The sequence below is a fragment of the Salsuginibacillus kocurii DSM 18087 genome (assembly GCF_000377705.1).
GTDB classification, from domain to species: Bacteria; Bacillota; Bacilli; order Bacillales; family Marinococcaceae; genus Salsuginibacillus; species Salsuginibacillus kocurii.
On record NZ_KB898627.1, the window covers coordinates 128,364 to 150,871 of the forward strand.

The window sequence follows — 22,508 nt, forward strand, 5'->3', positions numbered from 1 at the left end:
ATTAAAGTGCCCACTTGCGGTCAGCTGTAAAGGAAATAGTCAGCCAGGCTTCCTCATCTACATGCTCGATCTTTTCAAATACTTCATTTCTAACTTTATCACTTTCAACAATGGTTGAAATGGTCGTTTCTCTTCCAGTAACAAAATCAATTTCAATAAACAAGCGTCTCCCCAGCTTTGTAACTCGCACGAATGTCTCTTCAAAGCCAAATGACTTTTGGATATCTTTCACAACCTCTTCTATATCTAAACGAATCGTATCTTGTACGGTGAAACCTAGCAATTCTTTGCCGTTTTCTATCATCCCTTGAAGAGGTACTTTCATGAAATAACCTGAAACGAGTAGAACCATCAACGGGTCCACATAGCGTATATAAGGAGCGAAAGGGGTGTAAGCCATCCCTAACGCTACCCCAAACCCTGCTAATACTCCCACACTAAGAACTGTATCCATTAACCATTGATTCGCTTCAGCTTCAACTAACTTAGACTTCAAATTCTTATTCCGTGTCCTTAAATACTTTTGGACAATATAACACCCGGTCAGAGCAATAAAAGCATAAAGAGTAGCATGTCCTGGATTAACCTCTCGTCCCCCGCTTAGTAAGTCACCCGCAGCCACAAAAAATGCATAAAAACACATGAGTAGTATGGCAAAATACTTAAATGTAATCACAAGAGGTTCAATACTACTTTTGCCAAACGGAAAACGCACTTCATCTTCTGCCCTGATGAACCTTGCTGTTACAACAGAGAGAAGTGATAGACCCACACTGAGAAAGGAATACACTCCATCAAAAAGAAGCATTTGCGATTGAATCAGCAACCCCCAAACTACCCCTAAAACTGCAAAAAACAATGCTCCAATGACAGAATAACGAAGTAGTACAGATTCTTTCTTCATAAACTACTCACCTCCTGCCATGTAATGACTTATAATCAGTATATATTCACTAGTATTTTGTAACGTCTTCAATGCTGTAACTCTTACATTTCGTGTAGTAATGAAGCTCGCAACATATGCAGCAATTCAGCTCTTACTTCACTAGCTTCCTCATCCTGATTCGAAAATAAATACAGACGTTCGGCACTTTCCTCCATTAAGCTGATGACCATTTTGGCTCTAACCTCTTCTTTTACATTAGGGTTCAATTCTCCGTCTTCGCGTGCCTTCTTTAATAACTCAGTCATCCAGTGATAGTACGGCTCATAGATCGTTTCCCACTGGTTCATTTCCCCTTCAATGGCAAGACCAGAATAACAAAGGGCAAGAACATCTTTATATTCATTTGTCACTTGAAACGTAACATCCACCAACTCTTCTAATTGTTCAGCCAGAGTCGATAGCGGTTCGACCCGCCGTCGTTGTTCAGTCAGCAGTTTTTGCAGCATATCGTCTGCAATTGCTGGTATAAGGGACGTTTTTGATTGAAAATATAAATAAAAAGTTCCTTGAGCTACACCTGCCCGCTTCACAATATTAGATACTTTTGTATGCTCAAGTCCTTTATCGGCAAATTCTTGCAGCCCAGCTTCAATGAGCCGCTGTCGCTTATCGGTCGAGGTCCTCATACTTATCCCCCATTTTACACTTATTAAATGGTTAAATTTATTGACTGACTGTCAGTCAATAATGGTTATTATAGCATCAGTTCCTATAATTAGCAATATGATCAGCTCCTAGCTATGCAGTCTTTCAATTGAGCCAAGTAAAAAGATCAGTCCCATTTAGTGGAACTGACCTTTGGATGTTCATCCGATCTCTTATGCTTGAACTTGTGTATGTTCTGCTAATAAACGGCCTAAATATTGTGCTAACTCTAGCATGCCGTATGTGCCTGCTTTTGCTTCCGCTTCCGGGTTGTAATTTGTATTCGTATTTATATCATAAGTGAAAACTTCACCAGCAGCATTACGTATGAATTCAATTCCAGCCACTTGTATGTCATTGCTTCTCAGCAAACGTTCATACTTCTCAATCAGCTCAGGATCAACGTTTTCTGTCATTTGAAACATTGGGGGTTGATCTAAAGGAGCAGCCGTTTCTTCAGCTTCTGGAGCTGGACAGGCCAAATCATCAATCCGACATGCTTCAGCCGGGCATAATTCGAACCCCTCTGAAGTGTCTACCCGCACAGCATATAAAAATTTGCCGCCAATAAATTCACAGCGGGTAATATAACTTTCCGGTGATTCAATATACGCCTGCAACAGCGTTAACCCATCAATAGAGGGTTCAAATGAAGCACTCTTCGCATGTGTTGCCAGTGCTTCTTTGCTTTTAAAAAGCTGCACACCCAGCCCTTTTCCAGCACGGTTATGCTTTGTAATAAACGGTTCATTTGTGAATCTATCTGCAGCTTCGATTAATTCTTCATTACCCGAAGCTACGATTGTTTTCGGCGTTTCAATACCTTCAGTCTCCAATGCCATATATTGCGCTGCTTTATTGATTTCTAACGCAAGCGCCCGGCTTCCATTCACTACTACTCTTCCGTGCCTTTCCAACCAGGCAAGCACCGCACTTGTATATTCCGGTGCAAAGCGATGGTCTCGTGTATGAGAGGAAGCACTCATGCGATTATAAAAGATTCCTTCCGGCGGCGTTTCACTTAGATCAATGGATCCAGCTCGCAAGTGCCACGTTTCATAAGGAAGCCCTAATTCTTCAAGTCGATCAGTTAAATGTACCGTCCACTCGTCATTTTCATGCAAAATATAGATGCAAGACATGAGAGAGTCACCCCTTTTGAATTTAAACTTAAAACAGAAACATTAATACCCAAGGCGAGATCATGCTTGTAGAAGCGCCCTTCACTTTACTTTAGAAACAAACTTTATTAAACCTTCCACCTTGAGAAGTATACCTTCGTTAGACTACGTGAATTGCCCGATCTTGAAAAGGAACCCCCCCTTCAGGTAAAGGGCTACTCACCAATTACACATGCTGTATCTTTTGTTCTCTTAGAATAGTCTCAGTTGATAAAGTATGGATCTGATTTAAAAACTGTTCTTTAAAAGTGCCAATGCCTTGATCTTTTGATTGCTGATATGCTTGTTCTGCGGCTACGCCGTAATAAGCCAGTGCATCACAGGAAGCCTTTAACGGATCATCTGAAACGGCAAGTGCTGCTGTAAGCACTGCACCGAGCATACACCCTGTCCCTACAAGCTTACTTAACCATGGATGCCCATTAAAGACAAGGTAACCTTTTTCTCCATTATGAACGGCATCCACTTCACCGGTGACACAGACCATGGTGTTGAAAGTAGCGGCTGCTTCTTGTGCTAGTGTCTCATGATCACCGGTACTTTTACCTTCGACTCCGCTGACTGTGGCCTCTTCTCCTAAAAGAACAGCTATTTCTCCGCTATTTCCACGCAGGAGGGTAATCTCTACTTCCCGCAGAAGGCGTCTGGCCATTTTTGTACGAAAGGGCGTGGCTCCTGCGCCAACTGGATCTAGAACAACAGGTATACCTGCCTGGTTTGCTGTCTGGCCTGCTCGAACCATTGCTTCAATTTGTGGTTGATCAAGGGTTCCGATATTCAGTAACAGACCATTCGCCGCCCGGGCCATATCTTCAACTTCCTCCTCAGCATATGCCATCACCGGTGAGGCTCCAATTGCTAATAAACCGTTCGCTGTCCATTCTGTTACTACCATATTTGTCATACAATGAATTAAAGGTTGACGGTTCCGAATGTCCTTCAAGGAACTAGCACTCCTTTCATAAGTTGAGTAAGGACGAAGATGGGTGGTCCTTCCCGCTCTCGTAGAACATGACCCTGTTTACTCTTCCCCTGTTAGTTTTGCCTCAAGTTCTTCCCAGCGTTCCATCGTTCGCTCAAGTGTAGCTTCCAACTCTTCTTTTTCTGTCTGCAGTGACTGAATCGTTTCAAAATCGCTGCCTGCTTCTGCGATTTGCTTATCAATTTTCTCTATCGTCTGCTCTAATTCATCAATTCTGTCTTCAATGCCGTTATATTCTTGCTGTTCCTTGTAAGATAATTTCTTTTTTCTTTTTTGCCGGGAGTGATTCCCCGTATTGTCTGAAGCTTGTTTCTGTACAGAGGGAGGAGCTTCGGTTTTTTGACTTTCCAAGTAATCTGTATAATTCCCGGTAAAACGTTTCACCTGGCCGGACCGATCCAAAACCAGCAAATGATCGACAGTTCGGTCGAGAAAGTAACGGTCATGCGAAACTGTAATCACAACACCGGGGAATTGCTCAAGATAGTCTTCTAATACACTAAGCGTTTCCGTATCCAGGTCATTGGTTGGTTCATCTAAAAACAAAACGTTCGGTTCCTGCATCAATACACTAAGCAAATATAATCGACGCCGTTCTCCACCGGATAAACGCTTAATATAACTCCACTGCACGTCCCGGCCAAACAAAAAACGTTCAAGCATCTGTTCTGCGGTAATTTCTCTACCGTCTGCTGTTTGTACGACCTCTTTAATCTCGCGAATGTACTCAAGCACCCGCTTATTTTGATCTAAATCTTCTTGTTCTTGCGAGTAGTAGCCAAGGTGTACCGTTTCTCCATGTGTAACTGTACCTTCATCAGGGCTAAGGCGTCGACTTAATAAATCAAGTAAGGTTGTTTTGCCAGCTCCATTAGGACCAATAATGCCTAAACGTTCATCAGGCACAACCAAATAAGAAAAATCCTTAATGATTGGATCTCCTGAAAAGGCTAATGAAGTCTCTTCTGCTTCAATCACCTTTTTACCAAGACGCTTTGAACCAACTGCAAATTCAACCTCTTGCTTTTTAGCCGGTCCTTCTTGTTCTTTTAACGCGTGCGCTCTTTCTGTTCTGGCTTTTTGCTTTGTTCCCCGCGCTTTTGGCCCTCTTTTTAGCCAAGCCAGTTCACGCCGCAACGTATTTTGGCGCTTCGTCTCATTTTTTGCTTCTAATTCTTCACGTTCAGCTTTTTTGGCAAGAAACGTTTCATAATTGCCTTCATATGTAAAGAGCTTCCCTTTATCCAGCTCAAAAATTAAATTACATACTCGATTTAAGACATACCGATCATGCGTGACTAAAATAATAGCCCCAGGATAAGTAGCCAGATACTCTTCCAGCCATTCAATAACAGCCTGGTCCAAATGGTTAGTTGGTTCATCCAGTATTAATAAATCAGCAGGCTGTATTAAAGCCCGGGCAATGGCAACTCGCTTCTTCTGCCCACCAGACAAAGCAGCAACTTTTTGATCATAAAATTGCACACCTAATTGGCTTAAGACTGTTCGTGCAAGCGTCCCTGCCTCCCACGCATTCTGTTCATCCATCTGCTGTTGTCTAGCTAGCAGGTTCTCTTGAGCTTTCGGATCGGAAGGGTTGAGTTCTAAAGCTCTTTGAGCACGCTCATATTCCCGCAGAGTTCGAATCACAGGGGCATCGCCGGTAAAGATTTGATCAAGTACTGTTTTATCTTCATCCAAATCTGGTTCCTGTGGCAAATATTCAATTTTCATATCTTTTGCGTGGGTAATTTTTCCTTTTTCAAACCCTTCCACCCCAGCTAAACCTTTTAACAAAGAAGACTTCCCAGTACCATTTACACCAATTAACCCAATTCTTTGCCTTGGCTCAATGGTAAACGAGATCCCGTCAAACAGCGTCTTCTCACCTATCGTTTTATATAATTCATCGGCAACTAATATACTCATCTCAACCATCCTTCAACCTTTAAAAGTTAAGTAAAACAAATCTGCTTGTATATAAAGAACTTACCTCATTCTCTCACAAACCTATGATAATATTAATAGAAAAGCGGAAAGCAGCGTTCAGGGGCGTCAAGCATAAGACGGGCGGCGCCAAAGTCGCTCTTTGACTTTGAAGGCGAACGGCTTATGACCTCGAGCCCCTGCTGCTTGCAGCTAGACAGAAAAGCGGAGGCGCTTTGCTCAGAGGCGACAAGTTTTTCAGCACCTGCGCAGAGGAGCTTGCTCCTCGGAGTCTGGGGCAGAAAAATCCTCGAGCCTCTAGGCGCCGCAGCTAGACAGAAAAGCGGAGCGAGCTTGATTAACGACGCAGAGCCCTTCTCTCCCACCGAGGAGGCTGTGGCCACCGCACAGTTCAGGAAAACAGACTCTCAAGCCGAAAATACGACTTGCAAGGTTCCCAATGCAGATTTATTCCAAACTCTTTTAAAAAAGAAGATTCCTCAACTTTATTAAAAGAAAGAAGGGAAAAACTATGAATTATCAATGGATCGGCTTTAACATTCGTTATTACCGAAAGTTACGGGGGTTAACCCAAAAAGAGTTGGCTAATGGTATTTGCACTCAAGCTCAAATTTCTAAAATCGAAAAAGGAGAAGTTATCCCGCTTTCCTCCACTATATTTGAAATTGCGCAGCGACTCTGCCTGGATGTTAATTATTTCTTTGATAAAAGCTTATACGAAACCACTGATTATATTAGTGTGCTGATGAGTGAAATTAGACGATTAATAAGAGACCGAGCCTATGAAGAGCTTTTACAACTTATCGATAAAGAAAATGAACAATTGTTCCATGAGAATGATTATACCAAACAGTTCGTTTTATGGCATAAAGGGATCTGCATTATCCATGTCCAAGAAAACTACCCTTACGCGTTGAAGGTACTTGAAGAGGCTTTGAATCTTACATATACAGATGCGGACTTGATTTCAGAGCAAGAAATTGAGATTTTGAACAGCATCGGAATCGCCTATGATTTAAATGAAGAGTATGAAAAAGCGGAGAAAACATATGAAAAAGCTATAAATAGTTGGAAATATGTCCCTAATATTGATGTCCGCGTTAAAATTCGTGTCTTATATAACCTTTCAAAAGTTAAAAAATATATTGGGGATATTGAAGGAAGTAAAAAAACAGCCGAGGAAGCCATTCGTTTATGTATTCGTGAGGAACAATTATATCTGTTAGGGGAGTTACATTATCAAGTGGGGAGCTGTCAGCTGCTCGAACAACAAAAAGCAGGCATTGCAACAATAGAACAGGGAATTCACATCCTAACCGCACAACGAAAAGAGCATTTGGCTCGTATGCAGCGTGAACTGTTAGAAAAGGAGCGAGTACAAGTGGAAGGGTCTGCCCAAACCTAAGCATTCGGCTCCCTTCAACCTTGTACCTTACGCTCCTCTTTTCATCCAAACCCTAAAGTGAAATAAATGAATTTAATGTTGATGAGGCATGCCGTTTGGATATATGTTTTCATCCGATTCGGCTCCAGCTACTCCTGTAAATGAAACGACACTAAGTCCTACTACAAGACAAGCAGTTACAATAAATGTTTTCATTTCACAGCACCCCTTAATCGTTTTTTTAAGTATAAAAGGAAACAAAAAGGGGTGCGTTCTCCCTCTCAGGACAAGCTCCATCATTTTCCGTGATAAGCAACTATATTTGAACAAATTCTGTCAAGTTATAATTGTAGGCATATTCTACTTTAACTACGCTCGACAATCTCTTCTTCAATTTTCTCACCTAAGTGGCGACCAGGTTCATCAATGATAGCTAACAAACGATCTCCTTCTTTTACTTCTAAAAATGATAGCGGCTCTCCATTATGAGCGGCGATATATACACTCTCTGACTCCTGCAGCATGACTGAAATTATAACGCCTTCGCTCGTTTTACACGTCAACTTCCGTAAGGGACGCCTTTCCATTTTCACTCGTCCAATAACAATATCACGATATTCTTTTGTGCTGTTAGCTGCAGTTAAGAGAGCTCCTCCGCTTAATTCGGCCAAATACTTTGTTTGCTTCTCCCGCCATATGTACTGATGAACGGCTCCCGCATTCACTCGAAAAATACGTGGAGGATACCCTGGGGTCACACGATTTTCTGAACAAACAAGCAATCCACCTGAACCTGTGGAGCCGACAAAAAACCCTTCATTTGGTTCAAGAGCATCAGCCACATCCACACATGCTCTCATCCCTTCTCCGACGGATTGTATTTCAATCACTTCCGCGTCCGTCCAACAAAGTGCTTCATTCGTTTTTTGCATATTGATACCCTCCTTTTTACAAATGCCTCTCTAATCATAACTTTTTATGAGCTACAGTTCACCCTTCCTTTCAAGGGGAGAAGATTAAATTACAGCTCCTCTCACAGCAAAAGTAATATATTTAGTGAACCTAAAGACCTATGTAAATTACCATAATTCGTTACTAATTTGTAAATAAAGCAAGGCAAAACTGTATGACCTCCTATGTATTTTATGCTACATTAGAGATAGGTCTTTATATGATTAGGGGGAGTAGGTGGAATGGAAGGAACAGAGCGCTTACTTGATGAAAAAATAACGCACGTCATGAATACTTTCTATTATAGTACTGCTATACCAATTCGTTACATAATCAATGGTGTGGCTAGCCGCTCTCTTCCAAAGGACTTATTAGATTTTCCTCTTAGTAAAGATATTGAACCTATCTCAGCACAAACCGTAGTAAACCCCTATGAATTCCACGCAAATGATTGTCATTTAACCTTTATTCTCAGCCCAATAGAAGATGAAGAGGAAAGCTATTTCCTGGCAGGCCCGGTACTGACAGAGAAACTAACCGAACAGGCTATTCACGAAGTGGCGTTGACATTTAATGCGAATTTACAAGAAGAATCAGAACTTTTCCACTATTATAGTCAACTAAATGTATGTTCCTCAACCCGCTTGGAATATAGTGCCACTACGCTTTTCCACCTTAGTAATCATAACGAAAATGACAGAAAGCGCGTCTTTGAGTTCTCTCCACGCCAAGTAGATCAAGATAAAACACTATGGCCTGACGTACTATTTCGGGACTTGCTATTATACCGGGACCGCCGTGTAGCCAAACACCCTTATGAGCTTGAAAAAGAATTCATAAATCGATTTAAATCCCAAGACCACTCGGTTTATGACCTTTTACAAGAATTTGATGAATATACAGGTATTCACTTAGGAAATGGTGATCCTATTCGTTCATTCAAAAATAGAATGATCTGTTCGGCGACTGTAATGGCTAGAGTGGTAATTGAAACAGGCGTTAATCCAGAAGACGCCTTAACATATTCTGACTATGTCATTAATCGAGTCGAACAGCTCGAGACAAGGAATGAATTATTACAATTAGAACGTGATCATTTTATTGCCTTTCATAACATGATGGAGGAAAACCGAACACCCGGCGTTTCTCCCCTCATTCAGCAATGTATCCAAACTATTCACCAATCCATTTCTGACCGGGTGAGTTTAAAACATATTTCTGAGACAGCTGGCGTAAGCCAAAGCTATTTATCGACCTTATTTAAAAAAGAAATGGGTATGACAATGAAAAAATACGTCATGCAAAAAAAGATCGATGAAGCCAGGCGCTTTTTGCTGCACACAAATTATTCAGTACTTGATATCGCCCTTTATTTTGCGTTTTATAATCAAGCTCATTTCACTCGAGTGTTTAAAGAACATGTCGGGGTGACGCCCAGCGAGTATCGGCGGCAAACGCCGACAGAGCCCCCTGTATCGACAGAAGAACCTTCCAGCTCCTAACTATCATCGACGTAGCTAGCTCCTATGAAAAAAAGCCGCTCCCAAAGTGGAACGGCTTTTTTGCCTTTCATAAATTAATCTATTCATACGTTTAATCTACAACTAGCAGGGCGGTTTTGGCCTTCGTCAGCCTGCATCTGCTAAAAATAAATGAAGAGTCCCCCCCTGCTGTCCTAACTTGGACATCACGCCTTATGACATTGAGACAGAACTCAACTCCGACTGTTTATCCTGGGTAGGAAAAAGTTTGCTAGTCAACACGAACAAAAGCAAGGATGCAACCACTGGCAAGACGACCGTATGCATGCCGAGGGGTTCTGGAATGAAGATATGTAAAAATACATACATCACCACCCCGGTAACCATAGCAGCAAGCGCTCCATGCTTTTCTGCTTTGTTCCAATATAACCCCAAAACGAGCGGCCAGATGAAAGCAGCCTGTAAACCGCCAAAAGCAAATAAATTCATCCAAATTAATAATTCAGGTGGGGTCAAAGCAAGTGCAAACACAACGATGCCCAGTACTCCAGTTACGCCCAGGCTCACACGACGCACATGTCTTTCAGTGGCATCTTTTTTAAATTCATGTAAATATACATCTCTTACCACAGCTGAACTCACCAGCAAAAGAAGAGAATCGACGGTAGACATAATCGCTGCCAACGGAGCCGCTAATACAATCCCAGCAACCCAAGCTGGTAAAACTTCCATCGCCAATAAAGGCATGACCGAATCCGGATCTGAAACTCCGGGCATTATTGGGCGGGCAAGCACCCCAGCAAAATGAATACAAAAAATCATCACCGTTATGACAATTGTACCGACAATTATGGCCCGATGCATCGCTCGTGCATTTCGGTACGACATCGCTCTGACAGCTACTTGCGGTAGCCCAATCACGCCAACTCCGACTAATATCCAAAAAGATGACAGGTATAAAGGCGTGAGGCTACCATCATGACCATAAGGGCTTACGAGATTTGCGTTTTCATTTGCCAAATCAGCCATTATCTGCGGGAGGCCACCCCCAGCTATAATAGCGCCGGCTAAAATGACAATCGTTCCAACGAACATGATCAAACCTTGAATCGTATCGGTAACAGCCACAGCCCGGAAACCCCCGAGCAACACATAAATAAGCACTACAAAAGCAAAAAGTACTAACGCTTGCGTATATGTAAGACCAGTCACCGCTTCAATTAGACGAGTACCACCTACCCACTGAGCAGTCATCGCAGCAAACAAAAAGATCATGATGCTAAGAGCTCCGACCAAAGCGACCGCTCTGCTGTTATATCTTTTCCGCAAATAATCGACAAGGGTGACAGCGTCATACTTTCTTGCAACAACTGCAAATTTTTTCCCTAATATCATTAGCACAAAGTAGCCCGTCACTACTTGGGTCATGGCAAGCAAAACCCAGCCCAACCCTTCAGTATAAGCAGCTCCCGGACCGCCCACAAAACTGCTGGCACTCCCAAACGTAGCTACCATCGTCATAGCTAAGACTAATCCGCCTAGTTCACGGCTGCCTAGAAAATATTCCTGCAGAAAATTAGCTTTGTTGCGTATGTAGCCAGAAGCCCAAAAACCTGTAGCAAAAATCAACACTAAAAACGCAATAAGAGGAATAATTATTGACCAGTTCATTTTGTCTCCCTCTCTTCCTCTTGATCCTCGAAAGGGACTTCTTTAAAAAATAGCTTCACTACAAAAGTAACTACTATAATCATAAAGCCGGACAAAACGATACAACTGTAGAAAAACCAAGCAGGCATTCCAAAAACATACGTATAATCCGCAACATCACCTGAACCGAGACCATAAGCAAGCGCAAACCAAAGTATAAAATGAATGAGAGCTAATCCTACACCAATTTTTGCTTCCCGGTGAGCTACTTTCATTCTCCGGTCTGTCAAATCCATTATGCTCCCCCCTTTTTCAGTACCTCTGTTACATACCTCTCAGTTAATTTATCTAAAATAGGCGAGAAAACACCCTCTTCAAGCGATGAAGGGCTTCTCCCAACGGTAAAGGACCGAGTTATCAGTACTTTCCGCGAATGTGCCCCGCATCCGCCTTACTTCCTGTAGGGTATTCGAACCACCTACGCCCGCAGGATTCGCTGCCTGCGCTACGATTTCACATTTCAAAACAAACTCTACCAGAGCAATTATAAAAAGAGGTCATCCCGTTCAGAACAGGATCACCTCTTTTATTCTACGTCGTTTCTATTATTTTTTCCATCATTAATCTTATAGTCAGTCAATCTCTAACGTTTCTTGTTCGTGCTCATGCAAGTCATCCTTTTCCACATGAATCATAACTTGATAGCTATCCTCTTCAAGTTCAGTTTCAGCGGTATAGCTGCCCGGTTCTTCTTCAGAAGCATCTAGCCAAATACGATCTTCTTCTCCATCCTTCCATATCTCAAAGCGAACGTCACCTTCTTGAAACTCAATGCCTTCTTTATTAATTTGAACGTTTAATTGATATTCCCCATCGACCTCACTTTTTGAGAAAAATGTCTCTAGCACATCACTATGATGGTCTTCATGTTCGTGTTCATGTTCATGGCTGTCGGAATGTTCATCAGATTCATCGTGCCCTCCATGTTCTTCCATATACTCGCTTTCTTCTTCTTCCTCTTCTTCCTCTAAAGCATCAATGTCTTCTTGGTCTACATCACCAACAATTACATCGTGCACCGGCATGGAATGCATGTCTCTTGCCGTTACATGGGGCTGAACATGGTAGATTCCATCTTCTGCAAAGGAGTACTCAGCTCTGTATACTCCTTCTTCCTGCTCTTCTTTTTCTACCATGTCACTGTGATGCTTTTGACCGTGTTCCCAGACTTCAAACACAACTTCATCTGCATCAGTGACTGGTTCATCTGCTTGGGTCACTTTCGTTTCTAACATATGGTCTCCCGGCTCGATTTCTTCATCCATTGTAACTTCAACATCGATCGGTTCTACTGGGTCAAGCCCATTTTCACCGCTTGATTCATCTTCTTCCTGTGTACCGCATGCCGTAAGCATGAAAAACAGCCCTGTCGCAATAATTATTTTATTCATAGTGGCCATTTCCCTCCAAATTATGTATTAATTCTATCTTAAAGAGTGAAGGTTTTATATACAATCACTTGGCTGTAAAAGTTGTTGCAAATCGATGAAAATAACGCATTAGTCAAGTTGTCCCCCTATCCGACCATTTTACCTGCCGGTGAAAAAAGTATACTCGTACAAAAAAATCCATGCTATGATAGGTATAATGATTCATTTGAGCCGTTATCCAATCCTGCTCCTTCGTTCATAAGGCTCGCTTAAACTGACATTTTCGAGGTGGTATCTATGACTAAGGATACAAAAGAAATGACACGTTCCACCAGTCCCCAGCTTCTTGCTCAAGTTAGACATTCAATTGATTCATACATAGAACACATCCAACCTACAACTGCATCCACTCAAGAAACGGTGATCGACCTTTTGCTAGAAATTGAACAAACCTATGCAAATTCGATTGATCATTTCATAGATGAAGATGAATTAAAAGCTTACCTTGAGCGCTTCTTATCTGAGGAAACGAGCGAAGAGCAAAGTATTAATGCAATGAAAAAATTAATTGAAACCATTCGCAAATATATCATTGATATTGAAATGGTTTCCATAAATGCCATGATTCATTCACGCAGGCTCGGTGGCAATGGCAAAGCTTTTGGCGTCATTTCGCAAAATATTAAAGAATTTTCTAACGAAATGAAAAATCAATACAATAGTGCCTATGAACATGTAAACCAGCTCAATAAGTGGAATGAAACATTCATTGAAAAAATAAACGGACTGATGAATTACAGCAACGAATTAAGATCGATGCGGTTGTCATTTTTTAAACAGTTAATTCAAGAAGCAGTTCAAACAAAAAACGGACAACCAAGTACAGATAACCAAGCAATAATAACTGAACAAATGAGTGAACTCAAGAACGCCATGGACTTACTTGAGTCTGAAAGTGACGCAGACGCACGAGTACAAACGCTGAACACCATCGCCCAGCTTCTTCAAGAGGCAGAGCAAAAACAACCTCTTTCTGTTCCGCAAAGTGCGTTTGATGAAAAGATTAATAAGCTGCAAGTGGAGATTTCTCAATTTGTTGATGAACTGGCTATCTTTGAGCAAGAGATTGCAGCTTTTCGTGAGGAGCAAGCGGTTTTTGAAGAGGAAATGAGTGGAGTTGAGACCCAATTCTCTGCCATCAAAGGAAAAATGGATTATTTAAAACGCTTGAATGTGATGAGTCGAATCGAAATCTCAAGGTTAGATCGGGAAATGCAAAATTTCGGTGATGAAATTGACCAAATTTCCGGACAAGTCGTACGAGAAGTGGAAGCAAGTGACACCTTTATTAATTCATTAAAAGAGAAACTAATTAATGATCTGCAAAGCTTTTTTACGCAATTAGACTACAACCATGAACATTTACGAAACATGAAAGAAGTCTCTGAACGTTTTCTTCACCAGCTGCAAGAGAAAAATAAATCTGAAGAAGACAAAAGCTCAGCCTTAAACGAAGCTAAAGACCAGGCTTTACAAGAGGTTGAGAACATGATCCTGCACCTGAACACAGAGGAAACTGTCACTTGAACCCTTGTAATTGAATCAATTACGAAAAAGAATAGATCAACCCTTCATAGGAGGGTGGTCTATTCTTTTTGTACTGGTTAACGTTGTCTTTTATTTTCACTGTCGGCTACGGGTTCTTCCTATTATTGCAAGTAGACACACAGACGACCTCAGAATTTGGGCTATCTCACTACACCGGGTGGAAATCACCCCGTTTTTCTATCTTCCTTGATAAATGCTCTTTTTTAAATAAAGGACATTGCTTCCTTTCATACGTACATAAGGGCGCAGCATCCAACGCATAAAACGGTTAAGGCCCCAATAAGAGATGACTACGAAGACTAAAGGTTGAAAAAACGCCATTCTCATCAGTTCAAACGAGCCTATGCCTTGAGCATAGCCAAAGAGAATAACATAAAGGGCAGTAAATGTAAGAGAATAAGCAAATAAGGCAAGACTTACATTTAATATATGAACCGAACTGTTTAATTTACGCCAGTTCAATGCTTTATCCGCCTTTCGTATTCTAACAAGCATTATGGTCATAGTCGTGATGGCGATCACGGTAGGGACAAAAACTCGTATTAACCATTCTTCCATTAAGACCCTCCCCTCTCTCACTGTAATAACGTCTTATTGAACAGGATTATGCTTTATTGCTTCTCGGTAAATTCGTTCTTTTAAATAAATGACATTACTGTCTGGTTCCACAATGTAAGGACACATATAGCGACGAAGCCAACGGTTGAAAAACCAATAAACGAAAAGGACAAAAGGCAAAGGTTTTAGCGTAGCGAGCAGAAAAACTTGAAACCATCCTGCTTCACGTGCGAAACCTGCCAGTACGCCATACAGAGCGATGATCCAAGTCCCGTACACGAGCAAAGTCACTAAAATATTAATTAAATGAAGGACGGGGACAGACTGCCCCCGATGAAATTCTCGTTCGACTGTCCGGTGTAAAATGATCATTACTGCCATAGTGATAAGACCTGCTCCCCAAGGCAGAAGATATTTAAACAAGCATATTTCGAGCACAAGTAAGTTCACTTCCTATGAGTAGTATTTTTTCTCTCGCTCATTTACTTCTTCAACAGGTATATAGTAGCCATGATCTTCTTTTACAGACCGGACTAACATAGAACCGAACGTAAGCAATGCGCCGGCGCCGATAATTATTTCGGGCATGATAACGACTTGCGGTAAGTTATAAGAGATAAACCCAAAACCGATTAAAAATAGCCCGACACTAATCAAAAACGGTAAAATCGTAGGATTTGGCATATGAATATCTTTTAAAGGTTCAGCAGGAAGCATTTTACTGTCTCCATGCACTTTTTCATAAAACCAAGGGTCTAACGACCGCACTTGCGGAGTCTGAGCAAAATTGTATTCAGGTACCGGTGTCGAGGTTGACCATTCAAGCGTTCTGGCATTCCATGGATCGTCCATATTTTCACGTTCTCCTTTATACGCTGAATAAATAACATTAATAATCAAAATGATGACAGCAATTGCCATCAAAAACGTACCAACAGTGGAGAGGAAATTCAGATACGAAAACCCATACTCTGCCAAATAGGTGTGAATTCTGCGCGTCATACCCATCAACCCTAAGAAGTGCTGAATAAAAAAGGTTAAGTGAAAGCCGGTGAAAAATAACCAAAACATCGCCTTTCCAAGCATTTCATTTAACTTATGGCCAAACATCTTTGGATACCAATAATACAAGCCACCGAATAAACCTAAGACGACTCCGCCAATTAAAACATAATGGAAATGAGCAACCACAAAATACGTGTCATGATAGAGCTGATCTACAGGTGCCATGGCTGTCATTACCCCTGTTACCCCTCCTAGTACAAATGTCGGGATAAAAGAGGAGGCACAAAGCATGGCAGTAGAAAACACAATTTTCCCGCCCCACATCGTAAAGATCCAGTTAAAAATTTTAATACCGGTAGGAACTGCAATGGCCATTGTTCCAATAGCAAATACGGAATTCGATATAGGGCCCACCCCAACCGTAAACATGTGATGCATCCAAACCATAAATCCTAAGAACGCAATAACAAGAGTGGCAAACACCATAGCTGTATAACCAAACAGCCGCTTTCCCGAGAAAGCCGGAATCACTTCTGAAATCATGCCAAAGGCCGGCAAAACGAGGAGGTATACTTCAGGATGTCCGAAAATCCAGAAGATATGTTGCCAAATCAAGACATTGCCCCCGGCTTCTGGAATGAAAAATTGGCCGCCAAAAATTCGATCCATCATTAATAGCAGCAGGCCGGCAGCTAAGGGCGTAAACGCAAATAAAATAAGGAGAGAAGAAACCAGTGTGGTCCATACAAATAGAGGGAGACGCATCATCGTCATACCAGGTGCCCGCATGTTAATAATCGTAACCAGGAAGTTAATTGCAGATATCAATGTGCCGATACCACTTACTTGCAAACCAAGCACATAAAAATCTAAACCTGTATGGCCGTACCCCCTGCTTGATAAGGGAACATACCCTGTCCAACCTGCATCTGGAGCTCCCCCAAAAAACCAGCTCAAGCTTAGCAAAAGGCCGCCAAAGAAGAAAATCCAAAATCCTAACGCATTTAAAAAAGGAAAAGCAACATCACGGGCTCCTATTTGAAGAGGAACAACGAAATTCATAAACGCAAACAATAACGGGGTAGCTGCCAAAAAAAGCATGACTACTCCGTGCATCGTCATAATTTCCTTATACGTTTGCCCTGTTAATAGAGTTAATTCCGGATACATAAGTTGAATTCTCATCAACAGCGCCATAACTCCCGCTTTTAGAAAAAAGAAGGTACCACCAAGTAAATAAAGAACGGCAACTTTCTTATGATCAACTGTTCTAAGCCAGTCCCACAGTACAGATTTCAGTGAAATTTCTTCAGCATGTGCACTCACAAATCCCTACCTCCCACGCGTTTATGTACTTCTCATTTCGCTCATTTAAGTATCCTTTCCAGCAAAGGATAAAATTAACCGAAGTAATTCTTAATTTCACCTTTTAACAAAGAGGCATTAAGGAAAAAGAAAACATTAAGAGAAGGCTGTTACTTTAACGTTGGCTTTGTTAACGAATAGGAAGTCACCTGAACGTAAGGAATCAGTACGCAGAAGAAGCAGTTTCATGTCATACTATTCATAACAATACATGTTGGAAGGCAGTTATTTTTGTTCTAGTTTACTTGGAGGTGCTTATGAACCGCAGTGTGCTGATTGAAAGGACAGGAAAACACCCTCATGTAACCATGATCGAAGAAAGTATCCCTGCTCCAAAAGCTGATGAAGTAATTGTCCGGGTTCACTATTGTGGAGTAGCGAACGCTGATTTAATGATGATAAACGGAAGCTATCTCGGACAGCCAAAACCTCCATTTACACCGGGTTATGACCTCGTTGGAGAGGTTGTTGGCGTCGGCCGAAATGTCAGCAGTACTCTTAAAGGTGAATATGTAGCGGCGTTAACAGAAACAGGTGCCTATACTCAATACACAGCACTTCCTGTTGAAGAGACCATTCCGTGTGAAACAGCAGCTTCACTGGCCCAGCTGGCATGTCTCCCTTTAAACTATACAACGGCTTATCAGCTCCTATTTCGCACAGCACACGTGCAAAGTGGCGATCTGGTGCTTATACAGGGGGGAAGTGGAGGCGTCGGAAGCGCTTTAATGGACTTATGCCGTTTGCACGGGGTCAAGGCCATTGCTACCGGTTCTACAGCCAGTCGTTCATATATTGAATCCTTCGGGAGCTCCTTCATTGATTATAACGACCATCTTGGTGATGCATTAAAGCAACATGGCATACATGAAGTGCAAGCCGTTTTTGACCCTGTTGGTCCGTTAAGTTGGAAAAGAGGCTTTGACCATTTATCTACAAATGGAACATTAGCCATATATGGCCTCATAGAAGGGAATTATTTCGCTGCAGGCTTACAAGGTTTACGCTTGAAAATTTGCCAGCAGAAAAAAGCTGTACGCGTTTACTTTATTGCTATGGAGCGGAAAAAAAGACATGATAGACTAAAAGAAGACCTGCAGCAAATTATCACCTGGTTTGAAGAAGGAAAATTACAGCCAACTATTTCTAGCATTTATTCACTTGCAGACTTCCGGGAGGCTCATGAAGCATTTCGCTCCAGAGGAAAAAAAGGAAAAATTCTTTTGAAACCTAACGGATGAACATATTTCAAACGTACAGATTGCGGGTTACAAAACGTCGTTACTAGAATCAGCACCGGCCATAATGACAACGGTGCCACATATAAAGAAGAGGTGGAAAGACATGCAAATGACGCTATTTCAGATGGACATTATCCCTGGCGACCCAGCAGCAAATCGAGAAGTGATAAAACGTTGGTTTGCACAAGAGCTTGCTTCCGTTACCACGGATGTGGTGGTCTTGCCTGAAATGTGGACCACTGCTTATACATTGCCAGAGCTACATCAGCTAGCTGAATCTGAAGATGACACAACCTTGGAACTGATGAAACAACTTGCTAAGCAGTATGATGTTCACCTTGTAGCTGGTTCAATTGCAATAAATACATCCGCTGGAATTGTTAATCGTGCCTTGATTATTAATCGTAGCGGCGAATTGGTGTATAGCTATGATAAGCTTCACCTTGTTCCTATGTTAAACGAACCGGATTATTTAATAGGGGGGAGCTCTCCTGTTCAGAGCTTCACACTTGACGGCATAACCTGCGGCATCATTATTTGTTACGATTTAAGATTCCCGGAAATTGTACGCGAACTTGCCCTGCAAGGAGTCGAAGTCTTATTCATCCCAGCTGAGTGGCCGGACGCGCGAGCAAGCCATTGGGAGATTCTTCAGCAGGCGCGAGCGATTGAGAATCAAATGTATGTTGTCTCGGTAAATCGCATCGGAAGTTATGATGGAATAAAATTTGCGGGGAGATCGATGGTAGTCGATCCGTGGGGAAATATGATTACGACAGGAACAGCTGATCAAGAAGAAGTATTACATGCAGATATAAACCTTGAAAATGTCAAGGCAGTACGAAAAAATGTACCTGTCTTCTCCAGCCGAGTTCCTCACCTTTACCGGAACAAACCAATTAAATAAGCTTTCACCTAAAAATACGGAGAGTGAGCGGAAATTTAAAATGATAGCCGCAGAGCGCAGCGATAATAGCAATTACCATGCCAATCCACCAGGCTACATATATAACAAGCACCATCCCTAATAATACAAATGCAGCTACACCATGCAAAGTTGCTGATGAGCCCGGAAGAATCATACCTGGACTTTTCGCTAAAAAAAGCAAGAAAATTGCTAGAGCCAGTCCATAAATATGAACAGACAATTGCACATTGATATTTTCATTAAGGTGATGCTCTTGAAACATCGACTTTCCTTTAAAAATAGATTTATAGAAGAATAAGCCGACTAAACTAATAATGGGGAGATGGAACACCATCGGAATAAGATACCCACAAGCGGCGACGGCCTTCCCTTTTCCTGTTGCTGGCATCACACCCCCTCCTTTCTTTTTTTATAGGTGTATTTCTTTTATGTACGAGCTATAAGGCTTATTCGTTTCAGAACTGTGAGCTGAAATGTAAAGGAGGACCAAATGATTAAGGTATGAAATGGACTTAGCAACCGGAAGAGGATAGGCTCCTGCTTCAGGTAAAGAGCTGAGTTCACTTGTGAGCCTGGGGTGAAACCGAGCTTATTCTGGCTGATTTGCTGAGGTTTGGACTGACGTAGGAAACAGCCCCTCCTTTTCCTTCTAAGCCGTAATGTTTCCAGTTCATAGAATTCAGCGAAGCTGATGCAACGCTTCGCTTTCTGCTTCAGACAATTGGTGCTGCTCGCTCACCCGCTCAATAAATTCTGTTTCCAAGCTACGACTTGAAAAGAACTGACTACTTAAAAATTCTTTACTAGCATAAAACGGGTCCTTCTCCACATCTTCTTTTAAAACCTCGATGCCTTCAATAAAAGGAACGATAAATGCTTCAGGGTTCGAACGTTTAACATGCTCTTTTGCTTTTACTGCTTGAGCTTTCGCCTTTTCCAAGTCTTCAAGCAGTAAGATTTCAGCGTATTGAACGTGAGCCTGGTAATCGGGGGCCACCTGCACGGCTTGTTCCCTCGCCTCAAGCGCCTCTGCGAAATTTTCCATCTTTAGCTGTGCTCTTCCGAGGCCCAGCCAGGCATTTCGGTTTTGACCATCTACTTGAACAGCTTGTTCGTATTGGCCTAATGCTTCTGCCTCCATACCCTGTTCAATATAATGAAACCCTAAATGCAGACGGGCGTTCAAATGGTCCGGCTCTTTTTCTACTAGTTCTTCTATTTCCCCAGTGCTCATATAATTCAATACAGCCGTGCTCTCCTCCTGGTCTTCGGGTTCTATTGCATCTTCTTCGGATGTTTCATTTAAATTAATCCAGCCACCGGCCAATACAATATACACTCCAACCACACTAATAAATAATCCAGCCAAGACGACCCATTGTTTAATCACGGCTGCCTCCTTCTCTTTGTCAGAGCTACAGAAGCTTAAAGCCACGCTCGATGTTTATGTTGTTTTTTCAATCAGGAGCACTTTTAAATAGTCACCTTCCGGATAGGCGTTCGTAACCCGAAAATCCGCCGGCAAAGTGAACTCTTCTTTTATCTGATAGCTATGGCCACTTTCTTGAAACGCTTTTTTTACAAATTTCTTAAACTGTTCCATGCTCAACGTACTTACATTGGTAGACGCAATAATGCTTCCTTTTTTATCAGTTAGAGCAATCGCTTCTTTAAGAAGGAACGTATAATCATTTTTGGCACTGAACGTTCGTTTTTTTGAGCGGGCAAAGGCAGGAGGGTCTAAAACTACAAGATCAAACAAGAGTCCTTTTTTCTTTGCATAGGTAAAGTAATCAAATACATCTTGAACGATAATATCGTGCGCTTCATAATCAAGCCCATTCATGCTGAATTGTTCAATCGTCTTGCTGTAACTGCGATTGGCCAAATCTACACTGGTCGTATGAGCCGCCCCGCCTAAAGCGGCTGCTACGGAAAAAGCCCCAGTATACGAAAATGTGTTCAATACGGTTTTATCTTTTGCTTCCGTTAAACGAAGCCTTTTTCTCACATCACGCTGGTCTAAAAACACACCTACCATCGGTCCATCATTTAAATGAATGGCATAATGAATACCATTTTCTTTCACAACAAGCGGAAAACTTCCCCGCTCACCTTCAACAAAATCATCATCTTCTTCTACAATTTCACCGGTCTGATACCTTTTCTTTTCATAAACCCCTTTAGCTCCGTGCTGCTTCAAGGCATTTAAAACCGCTGACTTAAAGCTGTAAGCACCAGCACTAAACCAATTTAGCAAATAGTAACCGTCAAAATAGTCAATGGTCAGGCCGCCAAATCCATCGCCTTCTCCATTAAACACCCGAAAAGCGGTTGTCTCATCCGACTTAAAAAAAGCAGACCTGCGCTTAAAAGCAAGTTTAAGTTTTCGCTCAAAAAACGCATCATCAATTGCTTCATCCTGACGGCGTGTTAATACCCAGCCCAGCCCCCGGGTCTGTCTGCCGTGGTAGCCAGTGCCGATGAAATTGCCGTCCTCTGCATTGTAAAGGTGCAAGAGTGCCCCTTCTTCCGGAAGCTCTGTTTTATGTTCTACTAACGCCTCGTCAAATATAAACGGATAACCGCTCTTAAACTTAGTTGCAAATCTTGACTGAATAGTAACGGACTTTTGATCTCTTACCATGCACTTGTCTCCTCGCTTACTTGTCATGCCCTCTATCATAACATAAGATATGTCACATTATTCCCAGGAAAACATTAGCCTAGAAGAAGGATTCAGACCCTGCTGATCCTTCTTAACATCGAAGCACCATTAAAGTTCAAAATCCATCACAATGATATCGACCATGCCGATTTCTTTTAAGTAAGAAGTTACTTCTTTATGCTTCGGGTGCGGGCCATAAGCTTCTAGAGCAGCTTTATCTTCAAAACGAACGGTCAGACCGACATCAAATCCTTGACCTCTTTCTGAAAAGTTACGCCCTGCTTTTAAATCAATAATGCCAGGGATTTCGTTCTCTAAGCTCTGCAGCTTTTTTGCAGCCTCATCTCGCTGTGCTTCTGTCGTTTCCTCTTTAAATTTTAATATCACTACGTGTTCAATCATTATTTTCATCCCTCCTTTCTCCATCTTAAACGTAGAACAGAAAAATGTCTTCTCCAAAGTTATAAGACAAGGACTAACTTCTTGGATCTGTAAAATATTATAGAACCGTGACTAAAATTGTAGTATTATAGTAGTG

General features: G+C 41.8%; 22 protein-coding genes. 5 read left to right on the forward strand and 17 right to left on the reverse strand.

What is annotated here, in order from left to right; translation table 11 throughout:
* Position 1: 1 nt before the first annotated feature.
* The 5 genes from D469_RS0111065 to D469_RS0111085 form a co-directional block, all read right to left on the reverse strand.
* A complete protein-coding gene (locus D469_RS0111065) occupies positions 2-904 on the reverse strand; it encodes a cation diffusion facilitator family transporter (RefSeq protein ID WP_018923460.1) in 903 nt (300 codons plus the stop codon).
* A gap of 83 nt (positions 905-987) precedes the next feature.
* Positions 988-1,572 carry a TetR/AcrR family transcriptional regulator gene (locus D469_RS0111070; RefSeq protein ID WP_018923461.1) on the reverse strand — a complete coding sequence of 195 codons (585 nt, stop codon included), beginning with the start codon at positions 1,570-1,572 and terminating at the stop codon, positions 988-990.
* 192 nt (positions 1,573-1,764) lie between these two features.
* Positions 1,765-2,733: an ATP-grasp domain-containing protein gene (locus tag D469_RS0111075; RefSeq protein ID WP_018923462.1), complete on the reverse strand. Its 969-nt coding sequence runs from the start codon at positions 2,731-2,733 to the stop codon at positions 1,765-1,767.
* A 205-nt stretch (positions 2,734-2,938) separates the two neighbouring features.
* Positions 2,939-3,715, reverse strand: a complete 777-nt coding sequence (gene thiM, locus D469_RS0111080) for a hydroxyethylthiazole kinase (RefSeq protein ID WP_018923463.1) — start codon at positions 3,713-3,715, stop codon at positions 2,939-2,941.
* A 78-nt stretch (positions 3,716-3,793) separates the two neighbouring features.
* The gene (locus D469_RS0111085) at positions 3,794-5,683 is read right to left on the reverse strand and encodes an ABC-F family ATP-binding cassette domain-containing protein (protein ID WP_018923464.1); all 1,890 of its coding nucleotides are present in this window, start codon (positions 5,681-5,683) and stop codon (positions 3,794-3,796) included.
* Positions 5,684-6,212: 529 nt separating this feature from the next.
* Here D469_RS0111085 and D469_RS0111095 point away from each other — a divergent pair.
* Complete coding sequence (locus D469_RS0111095) at positions 6,213-7,106, forward strand: helix-turn-helix domain-containing protein (protein WP_018923466.1); 894 nt, start codon at positions 6,213-6,215, stop codon at positions 7,104-7,106.
* 72 nt (positions 7,107-7,178) lie between these two features.
* On the opposite strand, the gene D469_RS22690 is transcribed toward D469_RS0111095, so the two are convergent.
* Entirely contained in the window at positions 7,179-7,301 is a 123-nt protein-coding gene (locus tag D469_RS22690) for a hypothetical protein (protein ID WP_018923467.1), read from the reverse strand.
* A gap of 149 nt (positions 7,302-7,450) precedes the next feature.
* Complete coding sequence (locus tag D469_RS0111105) at positions 7,451-8,017, reverse strand: 3-dehydroquinate synthase II domain-containing protein (RefSeq protein ID WP_018923468.1); 567 nt, start codon at positions 8,015-8,017, stop codon at positions 7,451-7,453.
* A gap of 261 nt (positions 8,018-8,278) precedes the next feature.
* On the opposite strand from D469_RS0111105, the gene D469_RS0111110 reads away from it, so the two are divergent.
* A complete protein-coding gene (locus D469_RS0111110; RefSeq protein ID WP_018923469.1) occupies positions 8,279-9,538 on the forward strand; it encodes an AraC family transcriptional regulator in 1,260 nt (419 codons plus the stop codon).
* 192 nt (positions 9,539-9,730) lie between these two features.
* Here the strand turns inward: D469_RS0111110 and panF are convergent, their stop codons facing one another.
* The 3 genes from panF to D469_RS0111125 form a co-directional block, all read right to left on the reverse strand.
* Positions 9,731-11,188, reverse strand: a complete 1,458-nt coding sequence (gene panF, locus D469_RS0111115; RefSeq protein WP_018923470.1) for a sodium/pantothenate symporter — start codon at positions 11,186-11,188, stop codon at positions 9,731-9,733.
* The gene (locus D469_RS0111120; RefSeq protein ID WP_018923471.1) at positions 11,185-11,463 is read right to left on the reverse strand and encodes a YhdT family protein; all 279 of its coding nucleotides are present in this window, start codon (positions 11,461-11,463) and stop codon (positions 11,185-11,187) included. The genes panF and D469_RS0111120 overlap by 4 nt, the downstream gene beginning before the upstream one ends.
* A gap of 336 nt (positions 11,464-11,799) precedes the next feature.
* Positions 11,800-12,618 carry a FixH family protein gene (locus D469_RS0111125; RefSeq protein WP_018923472.1) on the reverse strand — a complete coding sequence of 273 codons (819 nt, stop codon included), beginning with the start codon at positions 12,616-12,618 and terminating at the stop codon, positions 11,800-11,802.
* A 276-nt stretch (positions 12,619-12,894) separates the two neighbouring features.
* Here D469_RS0111125 and D469_RS0111130 point away from each other — a divergent pair, with 276 nt between their 5' ends.
* Entirely contained in the window at positions 12,895-14,184 is a 1,290-nt protein-coding gene (locus D469_RS0111130) for a coiled-coil domain-containing protein (protein ID WP_018923473.1), read from the forward strand.
* A gap of 198 nt (positions 14,185-14,382) precedes the next feature.
* Here the strand turns inward: D469_RS0111130 and D469_RS0111135 are convergent, their stop codons facing one another.
* The 3 genes from D469_RS0111135 to D469_RS0111145 form a co-directional block, all read right to left on the reverse strand.
* Positions 14,383-14,763, reverse strand: coding sequence for a hypothetical protein (locus D469_RS0111135; RefSeq protein WP_018923474.1), 381 nt, complete (start codon positions 14,761-14,763; stop codon positions 14,383-14,385).
* A gap of 33 nt (positions 14,764-14,796) precedes the next feature.
* On the reverse strand, positions 14,797-15,144 hold the full coding sequence (locus D469_RS0111140; protein WP_018923475.1) for a hypothetical protein: 348 nt from the start codon (positions 15,142-15,144) through the stop codon (positions 14,797-14,799).
* A 72-nt stretch (positions 15,145-15,216) separates the two neighbouring features.
* Positions 15,217-17,094, reverse strand: coding sequence for a cytochrome c oxidase subunit I (locus D469_RS0111145; RefSeq protein WP_018923476.1), 1,878 nt, complete (start codon positions 17,092-17,094; stop codon positions 15,217-15,219).
* 296 nt (positions 17,095-17,390) lie between these two features.
* On the opposite strand from D469_RS0111145, the gene D469_RS21180 reads away from it, so the two are divergent.
* Together D469_RS21180 and D469_RS0111155 are read left to right on the forward strand one after the other, a co-directional pair.
* Complete coding sequence (locus D469_RS21180; protein WP_018923477.1) at positions 17,391-18,374, forward strand: zinc-binding dehydrogenase; 984 nt, start codon at positions 17,391-17,393, stop codon at positions 18,372-18,374.
* 103 nt (positions 18,375-18,477) lie between these two features.
* A complete protein-coding gene (locus tag D469_RS0111155) occupies positions 18,478-19,281 on the forward strand; it encodes a carbon-nitrogen family hydrolase (RefSeq protein ID WP_018923478.1) in 804 nt (267 codons plus the stop codon).
* A 4-nt stretch (positions 19,282-19,285) separates the two neighbouring features.
* On the opposite strand, the gene D469_RS0111160 is transcribed toward D469_RS0111155, so the two are convergent.
* From D469_RS0111160 to D469_RS0111175, 4 genes are all read right to left on the reverse strand, one after another.
* The gene (locus tag D469_RS0111160; RefSeq protein WP_018923479.1) at positions 19,286-19,690 is read right to left on the reverse strand and encodes a magnetosome magnetite crystal formation protein family; all 405 of its coding nucleotides are present in this window, start codon (positions 19,688-19,690) and stop codon (positions 19,286-19,288) included.
* 291 nt (positions 19,691-19,981) lie between these two features.
* Positions 19,982-20,692 (reverse strand): tetratricopeptide repeat protein, encoded by a 711-nt coding sequence (locus D469_RS0111165; RefSeq protein WP_018923480.1) that lies wholly within the window; start codon positions 20,690-20,692, stop codon positions 19,982-19,984.
* A gap of 54 nt (positions 20,693-20,746) precedes the next feature.
* Positions 20,747-21,949 (reverse strand): class I SAM-dependent rRNA methyltransferase, encoded by a 1,203-nt coding sequence (locus tag D469_RS0111170; RefSeq protein ID WP_018923481.1) that lies wholly within the window; start codon positions 21,947-21,949, stop codon positions 20,747-20,749.
* A gap of 129 nt (positions 21,950-22,078) precedes the next feature.
* Positions 22,079-22,372, reverse strand: a complete 294-nt coding sequence (locus D469_RS0111175) for a Dabb family protein (RefSeq protein WP_018923482.1) — start codon at positions 22,370-22,372, stop codon at positions 22,079-22,081.
* Positions 22,373-22,508: the final 136 nt, after the last annotated feature.